We start from the raw sequence: 12,253 nt of genomic DNA, 5'->3' as shown, positions 1-12,253 counted from the left end.
AGCTTGCTGCAGTACGGTGCATCGGTGATGACGGCCGGCGACCCAGTGATCCCCGCGGTCGAGGCCGGGCTGCTGGCACTGTCGGAACGCGGCGCCGGGGTACCGCTGCGCGAGCTGATCCTGGTCGGGTTGACCGCCGCGATCATCACCTACTTCGCCACCGGCTGGGTGCGCGTGCTGGCGATCCGGCTCGGCGCCGTCGCCTACCCCCGGGAACGCGACGTCCACGTCCAGCCCGTGCCACGGATGGGCGGGCTGGCGATGTACATCGGGGTGGCCGCCGCGGTGCTGCTCGCCTCACAGCTGCCCGCGCTCACCCGCGGCTTCGTCTATTCGACCGGTATGCCGGCGGTGGTGGTGGCCGGCGGGCTGATCATGGCCATCGGGTTGATCGACGACCGCTGGGGGCTGGACGCGCTGACGAAGTTCGCCGGCCAGATCACCGCGGCCAGCGTGCTGGTCACCATGGGCGTGGCCTGGAGCGTGCTCTACATCCCGATCGGGGGAGTGGGCACCATCGTGCTCGACCAGGTGTCGTCGATCCTGCTGACGCTCGCGCTCACGGTCTCGATCGTCAACGCGATGAACTTCGTCGACGGTCTCGACGGGCTGGCCGCCGGTCTTGGGCTGATCACCGCGCTGGCGATCTGCATCTTCTCGGTCGGGTTGCTGCGCGACCACGGCGGCGATGTGCTGTTCTATCCGCCCGCGGTGATCTCGGTGGTGTTGGCCGGAGCCTGTCTGGGTTTCCTGCCGCACAATTTCCACCGGGCCAAGATCTTCATGGGCGACTCCGGCTCGATGCTCATCGGCCTGATGCTCGGTGCGGCCTCGACCACGGCGGCAGGCCCGATCTCGCAGAACGCCTACGGCGCCCGCGACGTGTTCGCGCTGCTGTCGCCGTTCCTGTTGGTGATCGCGGTGATGCTGGTGCCCGCCCTGGACACGTTGCTGGCCATCGTGCGGCGCACCCGGGCCGGCCGCAGCCCGCTCAGCCCCGACAAGATGCACCTGCATCACCGGCTGTTGCAGATCGGGCATTCGCATCGCCGTGCCGTGCTGCTGATCTACCTGTGGGTCGGCATCATCGCTTTCGGTGCCGCGGCGACGATCTTCTTCGATCCGCGCTACACCGGCGCGGTGGTCGCGGCGGCCATTCTGGTCGCGATCGTGGTGACCCTGATACCGCTGTTGCAACGGGGGAGCGAAGGCCCGGGCGACGAGCACGGGGCGAAGTACGACAAAAAGTAGTAGGCATCGTTTAGGGGTGCCTACCATGTGTTAGGGTGCTGCCAGAACCCGAAAAACCTCGCGGGTTGCCGGCCCGGCCCATCGGTTCGACGAACCGTCAGGTGCCGATCAACGACCGACAAAGGGAGCTACCCCGTGGGTGAGTCGAGCCCGCCCGTTGCCCTCCGATATTCTCGGCGGGCACGCACAGGATTTTGCCAGGCGGCATCTGCCCTTGGCGTATCCGAGGGGACGGCTTTCTGTGGCAGCGGGATTGGGGTGAAGCGGTGACGTCACCAGCGCACGAAGCGCCGTTGGTGTTTCCGTCGGTCGCGTTTCGGCCGCTGCGTCTGCTGATCGTCTGCATCGCTCTCACCGCACTGGCCCTGGTGGCGGCCGGATTCACCGGTCACGTCCTGTTCGGAGCTTTCTTCGGGGTCGGCCTGGGCCTCGGGTTGGTCAACGCGCTGCTGGTGCGTCGGGCCGTCGAGTCGATCACGGCCGAGGACCATCCCCTCAAGAAGAAGATGGCCGTGAACTCGGCGACGCGGCTGCTGATCATCACCGCGATCGCCCTCGGCATCGCATTTGTCTTCAAAACCTCGGGCGGCATCGCGGTGCTGTTCGGACTGGCGATTTTCCAGGCCCTGCTGGTGATGAGCACCAGCATCCCCCTACTGCGGAAGATCCGCTCTAACGGCCTGGATGTCTTGGATACGGAATCGAAGGGTTGAGCTGACCTAAATGACTCAGACGACGACCGTGCTCGCCGCCGAAGAGGGTGGCGCTGCCATCCACGTCGGCCACCACACCATGGTGTTCGAGCTGTTCGGGATGACGTTCAACGGTGACACCATCCTGGCTACCGCGATCACCGCGGTGATCGTGATCGCGCTGGCTTTCGTCCTGCGGGCCAAGGTCACCTCGACCGGTGTCCCTGGCGGTGTTCAGCTGTTCTGGGAGGCGCTCACCATCCAGATGCGCCAGCAGATCGAAAGCTCGATCGGTATGAAGGTCGCGCCTTTCGTGCTGCCGCTGGCCGTGACGATCTTCGTCTTCATCCTGATCTCCAACTGGCTCGGCGTGCTGCCGCTGCAGTACGGCGGGGCCGACGGTGCCGCGGCCGAGTGGTACAAGCCGCCGGCCTCCGACATCAACTTCGTGCTGGCGCTCGCCCTGTTCGTGTTCCTCGCCTACCACGCCGCCGGCATTTGGCGTCGCGGCATCATCGGCCACCCGGTCAAATTGCTCAAGGGGCACGTCGCCTTCCTCGCGCCGATCAACATCGTCGAGGAACTGGCCAAGCCGATCTCGCTGGCCCTCCGTCTTTTCGGCAACATCTTCGCCGGCGGCATCCTGGTTGCGCTGATCGCGATGTTCCCGTGGTACATCCAGTGGGCGCCCAACGCCATCTGGAAGACCTTCGACCTCTTCGTCGGCCTGATTCAGGCATTCATCTTCTCGCTGCTGACGATCCTGTACTTCAGCCAGTCGATGGAGCTGGACCACGACGAACATTGAGCATGACCAGCTAGACCCGTAACAACTGCATGACACGAACCTCTGGCGGCAACATTTTTTGGGCCACCAGTTATCAAGGAGGATAAAAGGAATGGAACTCGACCCCAACGCCCTCATCACGGCCGGCGCGCTGATCGGTGGCGGTTTGATCATGGGCGGCGGCGCCATCGGCGCCGGTATCGGCGACGGTATCGCGGGTAACGCGCTGATCTCGGGTATTGCCCGGCAGCCCGAGGCCCAGGGCCGGCTGTTCACCCCGTTCTTCATCACCGTCGGTCTGGTGGAGGCCGCGTACTTCATCAACTTGGCCTTCATGGCGCTGTTCGTCTTCGCCACGCCGGGCCTGCAGTAGTCCATCAGCATGGGTGAACTGACACTCCTCGCGGCGGAGGAAGGCGGTGGGGGCCAGAGCAACTTCCTGGTCCCCAACGGCACCTTCTTCGCCGTGCTGATCATTTTCCTGATCACACTCGCTGTGATCGCGAAATGGGTTGTGCCACCGGTCGGCAAGGTGCTGGCAGAGCGGGAAGCGATGCTGGCCAAGACCGCTGCCGACAACCGGAAGTCAGCCGAGCAGGTGGCTGCGGCACAGGCCGACTATGACGAGGCGATGGCCGGGGCACGCACCCAGGCGTCGGCCATCCGTGACGAGGCCCGTGCGGCCGGTCGCGAGGTGGTCGATGCCAAGCGTGCCGAGGCCGGCTCCGAGGTGGCCGAAAATGTGCGCCAGGCCGATGAGCAGCTTGCTGCCCAGAGCGCCCAGGTGCGGTCCGGGCTCGAGTCGTCGGTGGACGGGCTCTCCGAGACCCTGGCCAGCCGAATTTTGGGCATCGACGTGAAATCAGGTGGGACGCAGTAGATGTCGATATTTATCGGGCAGCTGATCGGCTTTGCCGTCATCGCATTCATCATCATCAAGTGGGTGGTGCCGCCGGTGCGGAACCTGATGCAGAAGCAGCAGGATGCCGTGCGGGTTGCGCTCGCCGAGAGCGCCGATGCGGCCAAAAAGCTCGCCGACGCCGATGAGATGCATGCCAAGGCACTCGCCGACGCCAAGGCCGAATCGGCCAAGGTGACCGACGAGGCCGCGCAGGACTCCGAGCGGATCGCCGCTTCACTGGCCGAGCAGGCCGGTACCGAGGCCGAGCGGATCAAGGCCCAAGGCGCGCAGCAGGTTCAGCTGATGCGCCAGCAGCTCATCCGCCAGCTGCGCACCGGCCTCGGATCGGAGTCGGTCGCCAAGGCCGACGCCCTGGTCCGGGCCCACGTCGCCGACCCAGCTGCGCAGGCCGCCACCGTCGATCGGTTCCTGGCCGAACTCGACCAGATGGCCCCGTCGGCGTTCGTGATCGACACTGCCGCCACGGCCAAGCTGCGTGCGGCCAGCCGCGAGTCGCTCGCGGTCGTCGTCGACAAGTTCGACTCCACCGCAACCGCTCTGGACGCCGAGGGTCTGACCACCCTGGCCGACGAACTGGCCTCGGTGGCCACGTTGCTGCTGTCGGAGTCCGCGCTCAACAAGCATCTCGCGGAGCCGACCGACGACGCCGCCCCGAAGGTCCGGCTGCTCGAGCGGCTGCTGTCCGACAAGGTCTCCGGCACCACGCTGGACGTGCTGCGGACGGCGGTCTCGCAGCGTTGGTCGACCGAATCGAACCTGGTCGACGCGATCGAACACACCGCGCGTCTGGCACTGCTCAAGCGTGCCGAGACTGCCGGCGAGGTCGACGAGGTGGAGGACCAGCTGTTCCGGTTCGGCCGCCTGCTCGACGCCGAGCCCAAGCTCTCGGCCCTGCTCAGCGATTACACTGCGCCGGCACAGGAGCGAGTCGCCTTGCTGGACAAGGTGTTCGGCGCGAGCGCCGGTGTGAACAAGACCGCCTCGGCACTGCTGTCCCAGACCGTGGGGCTGCTGCGTGGTGAGCGTGCCGACGAGGCCGTCATCGACCTCGCCGAACTCGCGGTGTCCCGTCGCGGTGAAGTGGTCGCGCATGTGACCGCCGCGGCCGATCTCACCGATGCCCAGCGGACCCGGCTGTCGGAGGTGCTCACCCGCATCTACGGCCACCCGGTCTCCGTCCAACTGCATGTCGACCCGAGTCTCCTCGGTGGTCTGTCGATCACCGTCGGCGACGAGGTGATCGACGGATCCATCTCGTCGCGACTGGCTGCCGCCCAGACCGGGCTGCCGGACTGACGAGCGCTTGCGCGAGGAAGCGACTAGCCCCGCCAAGACCCACGAATGATCTCAAGAACAAGGTAGGAAGACGAAAAACCATGGCAGAGTTGACAATCTCGGCTGCTGATATCGAAGGTGCCATCGAGGATTACGTATCCTCGTTTTCCGCCGACACCGAGCGTGAAGAGATCGGCACCGTCGTAGACGCCGGTGACGGTATCGCCCACGTCGAGGGCTTGCCCTCGGTCATGACCCAGGAGCTCCTCGAGTTCCCAGGCGGTGTGCTGGGTGTGGCGCTGAACCTCGACGAGCACAGCGTCGGCGCCGTCATCCTGGGTGAGTTCGAGAAGATCGAAGAAGGCCAGCAGGTCAAGCGCACCGGCGAGGTGCTCTCGGTGCCGGTCGGCGACGCGTTCCTCGGTCGCGTCGTCAACCCGCTCGGTCAGCCGATCGACGGCCAGGGCGACATCGAGGCCGAAACCCGCCGCGCTCTCGAGCTGCAGGCGCCCTCGGTGGTGCAGCGCCAGAGCGTGTCCGAGCCGCTGCAGACCGGTATCAAGGCCATCGACGCCATGACCCCGATCGGCCGTGGCCAGCGTCAGCTGATCATCGGTGACCGCAAGACCGGCAAGACCGCGGTCTGCGTCGACACCATCCTCAACCAGCGTGAGGCCTGGGAGACCGGTGACCCCAAGCAGCAGGTGCGCTGCGTGTACGTCGCCGTCGGCCAGAAGGGTTCCACCATCGCCAGCGTGAAGCGCGCGCTGGAAGAGGGTGGCGCCATGGAGTACACGACGATCGTCGCGGCCCCGGCTTCCGACGCGGCCGGCTTCAAGTGGCTGGCCCCCTACACCGGTTCGGCCATCGGCCAGCACTGGATGTACAACGGCAAGCACGTCCTGATCGTGTTCGACGACCTGACCAAGCAGGCCGAGGCCTACCGTGCCATCTCGCTGCTGCTGCGCCGCCCACCGGGCCGCGAGGCATACCCGGGTGACGTCTTCTATCTGCACTCGCGTCTGCTGGAGCGTTGCGCGAAGCTGTCCGACGAGCTCGGCGGTGGTTCGATGACCGGCCTGCCGATCATCGAGACCAAGGCCAACGACATCTCGGCCTACATCCCCACCAACGTCATCTCGATCACCGACGGACAGTGCTTCCTGGAGTCCGACCTGTTCAACCAGGGTGTGCGCCCGGCCGTCAACGTCGGTGTGTCGGTGTCCCGTGTCGGTGGCGCCGCACAGATCAAGGCCATGAAAGAGGTTGCGGGTTCGCTGCGTCTGGACCTGTCGCAGTACCGCGAGCTGGAGGCCTTCGCGGCCTTCGCCTCGGATCTGGACGCTGCCTCCAAGGCCCAGCTGGACCGCGGTGTGCGCCTGGTCGAGCTGCTCAAGCAGGCCCAGTACAGCCCGCTGGCAGTCGAGGACCAGGTCGTCTCGATCTTCCTCGGCACCCAGGGCCATCTGGACTCGGTTCCGGCCGAAGATGTCTCGCGCTTCACCGATGAGCTGCTGGAGCACGTGAAGGCCAGCCACAGCGACATCCTCAAGGGCATCAAGGAGTCCAAGAAGCTCTCCGAGGAGAACGAAGAGAAGCTCGTCTCGGTCATCAACGAGTTCAAGAAGGGCTTCGCGGCCTCGGACGGCAGCTCGGTGGTCGCCAACGAGCACGATGCCGAGGCGCTGGATCCCGAGGACCTTGAGAAGGAATCGGTCAAGGTCCGCAAGCCGGCTCCGAAGAAGGCCTAGGTAACCAATGGCAGCCACACTTCGCGAGCTACGCGGGCGCATCCGCTCGGCCTCGTCGATCAAGAAGATCACGAAGGCCCAGGAGCTGATCGCCACGTCGCGGATCGCCAAGGCGCAGGCCCGAGTCGATGCGGCTCGGCCCTACGCCACCGAGATCACCAACATGCTCACCGAGCTGGCCGGTGCCAGCGCGCTGGATCACCCGCTGCTCGTGGAGCGGGCGAACCCCAAGCGGGCCGGTGTGCTGGTGGTGTCCTCGGACCGCGGTCTCTGCGGCGGTTACAACGCCAACGTGCTGCGCCGGGCCGAAGAACTCTTCTCGCTGCTGCGGGAAGAGGGCAAGAACCCGGTGCTCTACGTCGTCGGCCGGAAAGCCTTGGGCTACTACAGCTTCCGGCAGCGGACGGTGACCGAGTCGTGGACCGGCTTCTCGGAGCGGCCTACCTACGAGGACGCCAAGGAAATCGCCGACACCCTGGTGACGGCGTTCATGGCCGGCGCTGACGACGAGGGCGACGATGCGGGAGCCGACGGCATTCTGGGCGTCGACGAACTGCACATCGTCTCCACCGAGTTCCGGTCGATGCTCTCGCAGACCGCCAACGCGCTGCGCATCGCTCCGATGGTCGTCGAGTACGTCGGTGAGCCCGATACCGGTCCGCACACGCTGTATTCGTTCGAGCCGAGTGCGGAGAACCTGTTCGACGCGCTGCTGCCGCGCTACATCGCCACCCGGGTGTACGCGGCGCTGCTGGAGGCAGCGGCCTCGGAGTCGGCTTCGCGCCGGCGCGCCATGAAGTCGGCCACCGACAACGCCGACGAACTGATCAAGGGACTCACGCTCGCGGCCAACCGCGAACGTCAGGCACAGATCACCCAGGAAATCAGCGAGATCGTGGGCGGTGCCAACGCGCTGGCCGACGCGCGCTAGCCGGACCAAAGACGACAGAGCCTCGTAGGAAAGCGAAGAGAGAATGACTGCTACTGCAGAAAAGACGGCGGGCCGCGTGGTCCGCATCACCGGCCCGGTGGTGGACGTAGAGTTCCCGCGCGGCGCGGTGCCCGCACTGTTCAACGCGCTGCACGCCGACATCAGCTTCGGTGCGCTGGCCAAGACGCTGACGCTTGAGGTGGCTCAGCACCTCGGCGACAACCTGGTGCGCTGCATCTCGATGCAGCCTACCGACGGCCTGGTGCGTGGCGTCGACGTCACCGACACCGGTGCCTCGATCTCGGTGCCGGTCGGCGACGGTGTCAAGGGCCACGTGTTCAACGCCCTCGGCGACTGCCTCGACGAGCCCGGCTACGGCAAGGACTTCGACCACTGGTCGATCCACCGCAAGCCGCCGGCCTTCGCCGACCTGGAGCCCCGCACCGAGATGCTGGAGACCGGTCTGAAGGTCGTCGACCTGCTCACGCCGTACGTGCGTGGTGGCAAGATCGCCCTGTTCGGTGGCGCCGGTGTGGGTAAGACGGTTCTGATCCAGGAGATGATCAACCGTATTGCCCGCAACTTCGGTGGTACCTCGGTGTTCGCCGGCGTGGGTGAGCGCACCCGTGAGGGCAACGACCTGTGGGTCGAGCTCGCCGACGCCAACGTGCTGAAGGACACCGCGTTGGTGTTCGGCCAGATGGACGAGCCGCCAGGCACCCGTATGCGCGTCGCCCTGTCGGCCCTGACCATGGCCGAGTACTTCCGCGACGAGCAGAACCAGGACGTGCTGCTCTTCATCGACAACATCTTCCGGTTCACCCAGGCCGGTTCCGAGGTGTCGACCCTGCTGGGTCGTATGCCTTCGGCCGTGGGTTACCAGCCGACGCTGGCCGACGAGATGGGTGAGCTGCAGGAGCGGATCACCTCGACCCGTGGTCGCTCGATCACCTCGATGCAGGCCGTGTACGTGCCCGCCGACGACTACACCGACCCGGCGCCGGCCACCACGTTCGCCCACCTGGATGCCACCACCGAGCTTTCGCGTGCGGTGTTCTCCAAGGGCATCTTCCCGGCGGTGGACCCGCTGGCTTCCTCCTCGACGATCCTGCACCCCAGCATCGTCGGCGACGAGCACTACCGCGTCGCCCAGGAAGTCATCCGGATCCTGCAGCGCTACAAGGATCTCCAGGACATCATCGCCATTCTCGGTATCGACGAGCTGTCCGAAGAGGACAAGGTGCTGGTGTACCGCGCCCGTAAGATCGAGCGCTTCCTGAGCCAGAACATGATGGCCGCCGAGCAGTTCACCGGCCAGCCGGGCTCGACCGTGCCGCTCAAGGAGACCATCGAGGCCTTCGACAAGCTGGCCAAGGGCGAGTTCGATCACCTGCCCGAGCAGGCGTTCTTCCTCATCGGTGGTCTGGACGACCTGGCGAAGAAGGCCGAAAGCCTCGGCGCCAAGCTGTGATGAGCGCTTGCGCGAAGAACCAATGGGTTGAGCTGACCGTTCCTATTCGAAAGGTGGTGTGGAATGGCTGATTTGAACGTCGAGATCGTTGCGGTCGAGCGTGAGCTCTGGTCCGGCACCGCTACGTTCGTCTTCACCCGGACCACCGCCGGTGAGATCGGCATCCTGCCGCGGCACATTCCGTTGGTGGCGCAACTCGTCGACGACGCGATGGTGCGGGTCGAGCGTGAGGGCGAGGACGATCTGCGGATCGCGGTCGACGGCGGTTTCTTGTCGGTGACCGAGGAAACCGTCCGGATCCTGGTGGAGAACGCGCAGTTCGAATCCGAGATCGATGCCGATTCGGCGAAGCGGGATGCCGAATCCGACGACGAGCAGACAGCGGCATGGGGCCGGGCGCGGCTGCGCGCCCTCGGCCAGATCGACTGACGACAGAGACGACAGATGAGCGCGCCCATGATCGGCATGGTCGCGCTCGTCTGCGTTCTGCTCCTTTTGGTCGGGGCCCTCGGCTACCGGCTGTGGAAGCTACGACAAGTCGGTGGCACTGCGGCGATCCTTCGTGACTACCCGGCCGACGGCGGCCATGGCTGGCGGCATGGGGTCATGCGCTACCGCGGTGGGGAAGCCGGCTTCTACCGGCTGTCGAGCATCCGGTGGTGGCCCGATCGGCGTTTGAGCCGGCGAGGCCTGGAAGTGGTGGCGCGGCGCGCCCCGCGCGGCGACGAGTACGACATCATGACTGACCAGATCGTCATCCTGGAATTGCGCGACACCAGCCCAGAACGCCGGCAGGGTTACGAGATCGCCCTGGATCTCGGGGCCCTCACCGCGTTCACCTCGTGGCTGGAATCGCGGCCATCCCCGCGGGCTCGGCGGCGAAATTACTGAGGCTATTTCTCGGCTCCGCCGCCCGGCTTCCACAGAACATCGCCATCCGGGTTCCCGACCCGGGACAGGATGAACAGCAGATCCGACAGCCGGTTTAGGTACTTGGCCGGCAAGACACTCACGGAATCACCGTGCTCGGCCACTGCGATCCAGGCGGAGCGTTCCGCCCGTCGGGCCACGGTTCGGGCCACGTGCAGCAACGCCGAGAGCGGACTGCCACCGGGCAGGATGAACGAGTTCAGCGCAGGCAATCCCTCGTTGAACTCGTCGCACCACTTCTCCAGGCGGTCGATGTAGTCCTGGGAGATCCGCAGCGGCGGGTATTCAGGGTTTTCCACGACCGGAGTGGACAGGTCGGCACCTGCGTCGAACAGGTCGTTTTGAATCTGTCGCAACACCGGCAGGATTTGCTGATCGGGGTTGCCCAGGGCGACGGCGACCCCGATGGCCGCGTTGGCTTCATCACAATCGGCGTACGCCGCCAACCTGGAGTCATGCTTGGAAACCCGGCTGAAGTCACTGAGCCCCGTCGTGCCGTCGTCGCCGGTGCGGGTATAGATGCGGGTGAGATGGACTGCCATAGCTGAACCGTACCGGGCTTCCGGACGGCCCGATCTGGGCCCGCCCGATCTGTCCGAGCAGACGGAAAGTCGAGCGCGGCCTGTCTACACTAACCGGCGTGAGCGAGCGTTTCGTGGTGACCGGCGGAAACCGGTTATCAGGCGAAGTTGCCGTCGGTGGCGCCAAAAACAGTGTGCTGAAGCTGATGGCTGCCTCGTTGCTGGCCGAGGGCACGAGCACGATCACCAACTGTCCCGACATCCTCGATGTGCCGCTGATGGCCGAGGTGCTGCGGGGGTTGGGTGCCACGGTGGAGCTCGACGGGGGCACCGTGCGGATCACCGCACCCGACGAGCCCAAGTACGACGCCGACTTCGCCGCGGTCCGGCAGTTCCGCGCGTCGGTGTGTGTGTTGGGGCCATTGGTCGGCCGCTGCAAGAAGGCCAAGGTGGCTCTTCCCGGTGGTGATGCGATCGGGTCGCGGCCGTTGGACATGCACCAGGCCGGGCTGCGTCAGCTGGGCGCGGTCTGCAACATCGAGCACGGCTGTGTGGTGGCCGAAGCCGATCACCTGCGGGGCGCCGAGATCCAACTTGAGTTCCCGTCGGTGGGGGCGACCGAGAACATCTTGATGGCCGCGGTGCTGGCCGAGGGCGTCACCACGATCCACAACGCAGCACGCGAACCCGACATCGTCGACATCTGCGCGATGCTCAACCAGATGGGCGCCCAGGTCAGCGGTGCGGGGACGTCGACACTCACGATCACCGGGGTGGACCGGCTCTACCCGACGGAGCATCGGGTGATCGGTGACCGGATCGTGGCGGCTACGTGGGGGATAGCTGCGGCGATGACGCGCGGTGACATCTCGGTGACCGGTGTGGACCCCCAGCATCTGCAGCTGGTGCTGCACAAGTTGCACGACGCCGGCGCCACGGTGACGCAGAACGACAACGGATTCCGGGTGGTCCAGTACGAGCGACCCAAAGCGGTCAATGTGGCGACCTTGCCGTTTCCGGGGTTCCCGACCGATCTGCAGCCGATGGCGATCGGGCTGGCGGCGGTGGCCGACGGCACGTCGATGATCACCGAGAACGTGTTCGAGGCGCGGTTCCGGTTCGTCGAGGAGATGATCCGCCTGGGTGCCGACGCCCGGACCGACGGGCATCACGCCGTGGTGCGAGGTATCCCGCAGTTGTCGAGTGCGCCGGTGTGGTCGTCGGACATTCGGGCCGGCGCCGGCCTGGTGCTCGCGGGCCTGGTTGCCGACGGCGAAACCGAGGTGCACGACGTGTTCCACATCGATCGCGGTTATCCGTTGTTCGTGGAAAACCTATTGAGCCTCGGAGCCGAGATCGAGAGAGTAGGCTCGTAGCAGCACGATCGGGCTTGCGTTTCCGCCCGAAAATGCGCTGACCAGCCAATTTGACCTTTCAGGCTGCGTCGCGCTAATCTTTTGAAGTCGCCGCGGAGCGGGGAGAAACCCCCGGGGCCAGAGCGACTTGACAAGCCAGCCGAGATCGTACTAAGCTGGCGAGGTTGCCTCAGACCGGATGAAATACTCCAGGATGAAGCAACTTGACTTACCGGCAAGATGCAAATTACGCTGGTGGGGTTGCCCCAAAACAGGGTGACAAAAGCAGAAAAGCCTGTTGTTTGAGAACTCAATAGTGTGTTTGGTGGTTTTTGTTTGTTGTTTTTTGGTCATGCTCTTTTTCCCG

General features: G+C 65.4%; 14 protein-coding genes. 12 read left to right on the top strand and 2 right to left on the bottom strand.

Translation table 11 applies throughout. The features are described from left to right. Nucleotides 1-3 precede the first annotated feature (3 nt). The 11 genes from FR943_RS19900 (at nucleotide 4) to FR943_RS19850 (ending at nucleotide 9,971) form a co-directional block, all read left to right on the top strand. Complete coding sequence (locus FR943_RS19900; protein WP_372448195.1) at nucleotides 4-1,251, top strand: glycosyltransferase family 4 protein; 1,248 nt, start codon at nucleotides 4-6, stop codon at nucleotides 1,249-1,251. 266 nt (nucleotides 1,252-1,517) lie between these two features. Next, nucleotides 1,518-1,964 carry an ATP synthase subunit I gene (locus FR943_RS19895; protein WP_217159991.1) on the top strand — a complete coding sequence of 149 codons (447 nt, stop codon included), beginning with the start codon at nucleotides 1,518-1,520 and terminating at the stop codon, nucleotides 1,962-1,964. A 10-nt stretch (nucleotides 1,965-1,974) separates the two neighbouring features. After that, nucleotides 1,975-2,751: a F0F1 ATP synthase subunit A gene (atpB, locus tag FR943_RS19890; RefSeq protein WP_217159990.1), complete on the top strand. Its 777-nt coding sequence runs from the start codon at nucleotides 1,975-1,977 to the stop codon at nucleotides 2,749-2,751. Between the two features lie 91 nt (nucleotides 2,752-2,842). Continuing rightward, nucleotides 2,843-3,103, top strand: a complete 261-nt coding sequence (locus tag FR943_RS19885) for a F0F1 ATP synthase subunit C (RefSeq protein ID WP_003888102.1) — start codon at nucleotides 2,843-2,845, stop codon at nucleotides 3,101-3,103. A 9-nt stretch (nucleotides 3,104-3,112) separates the two neighbouring features. Then, nucleotides 3,113-3,610, top strand: coding sequence for a F0F1 ATP synthase subunit B (locus tag FR943_RS19880; RefSeq protein ID WP_217159989.1), 498 nt, complete (start codon nucleotides 3,113-3,115; stop codon nucleotides 3,608-3,610). Continuing rightward, nucleotides 3,611-4,948 (top strand): F0F1 ATP synthase subunit B/delta, encoded by a 1,338-nt coding sequence (locus FR943_RS19875; RefSeq protein WP_217159988.1) that lies wholly within the window; start codon nucleotides 3,611-3,613, stop codon nucleotides 4,946-4,948. It begins immediately after the preceding gene. An 80-nt stretch (nucleotides 4,949-5,028) separates the two neighbouring features. Next, entirely contained in the window at nucleotides 5,029-6,678 is a 1,650-nt protein-coding gene (gene atpA, locus FR943_RS19870) for a F0F1 ATP synthase subunit alpha (protein ID WP_217159987.1), read from the top strand. Nucleotides 6,679-6,685: 7 nt separating this feature from the next. After that, nucleotides 6,686-7,609: a F0F1 ATP synthase subunit gamma gene (locus FR943_RS19865; protein WP_217159986.1), complete on the top strand. Its 924-nt coding sequence runs from the start codon at nucleotides 6,686-6,688 to the stop codon at nucleotides 7,607-7,609. A gap of 43 nt (nucleotides 7,610-7,652) precedes the next feature. Further along, nucleotides 7,653-9,080 carry a F0F1 ATP synthase subunit beta gene (atpD, locus tag FR943_RS19860; protein ID WP_217159985.1) on the top strand — a complete coding sequence of 476 codons (1,428 nt, stop codon included), beginning with the start codon at nucleotides 7,653-7,655 and terminating at the stop codon, nucleotides 9,078-9,080. A gap of 63 nt (nucleotides 9,081-9,143) precedes the next feature. Then, on the top strand, nucleotides 9,144-9,509 hold the full coding sequence (locus FR943_RS19855; RefSeq protein WP_003885294.1) for a F0F1 ATP synthase subunit epsilon: 366 nt from the start codon (nucleotides 9,144-9,146) through the stop codon (nucleotides 9,507-9,509). A 15-nt stretch (nucleotides 9,510-9,524) separates the two neighbouring features. Next, complete coding sequence (locus FR943_RS19850; protein WP_217159984.1) at nucleotides 9,525-9,971, top strand: DUF2550 domain-containing protein; 447 nt, start codon at nucleotides 9,525-9,527, stop codon at nucleotides 9,969-9,971. A gap of 2 nt (nucleotides 9,972-9,973) precedes the next feature. Here the strand turns inward: FR943_RS19850 and FR943_RS19845 are convergent, their stop codons facing one another. After that, a complete protein-coding gene (locus FR943_RS19845; RefSeq protein WP_217159983.1) occupies nucleotides 9,974-10,552 on the bottom strand; it encodes a cob(I)yrinic acid a,c-diamide adenosyltransferase in 579 nt (192 codons plus the stop codon). 98 nt (nucleotides 10,553-10,650) lie between these two features. Between FR943_RS19845 and murA the strand changes: the two genes are divergently transcribed. Continuing rightward, the gene (murA, locus tag FR943_RS19840) at nucleotides 10,651-11,907 is read left to right on the top strand and encodes a UDP-N-acetylglucosamine 1-carboxyvinyltransferase (protein WP_217159982.1); all 1,257 of its coding nucleotides are present in this window, start codon (nucleotides 10,651-10,653) and stop codon (nucleotides 11,905-11,907) included. Nucleotides 11,908-12,057: 150 nt separating this feature from the next. Here murA and FR943_RS19835 read toward each other — a convergent pair. Continuing rightward, the coding region (locus FR943_RS19835; RefSeq protein WP_217159981.1) for a hypothetical protein at nucleotides 12,058-12,253 on the bottom strand (196 nt) is incomplete at its 5' end.

It is taken from the genome of [Mycobacterium] fortunisiensis, from assembly GCF_019050325.1.
GTDB lineage: Bacteria > Actinomycetota > Actinomycetes > Mycobacteriales > Mycobacteriaceae > Mycobacterium > Mycobacterium fortunisiensis.
Note: the sequence above shows the minus strand (reverse complement) of the source record. Positions and strands in the feature narration are given on the sequence as shown.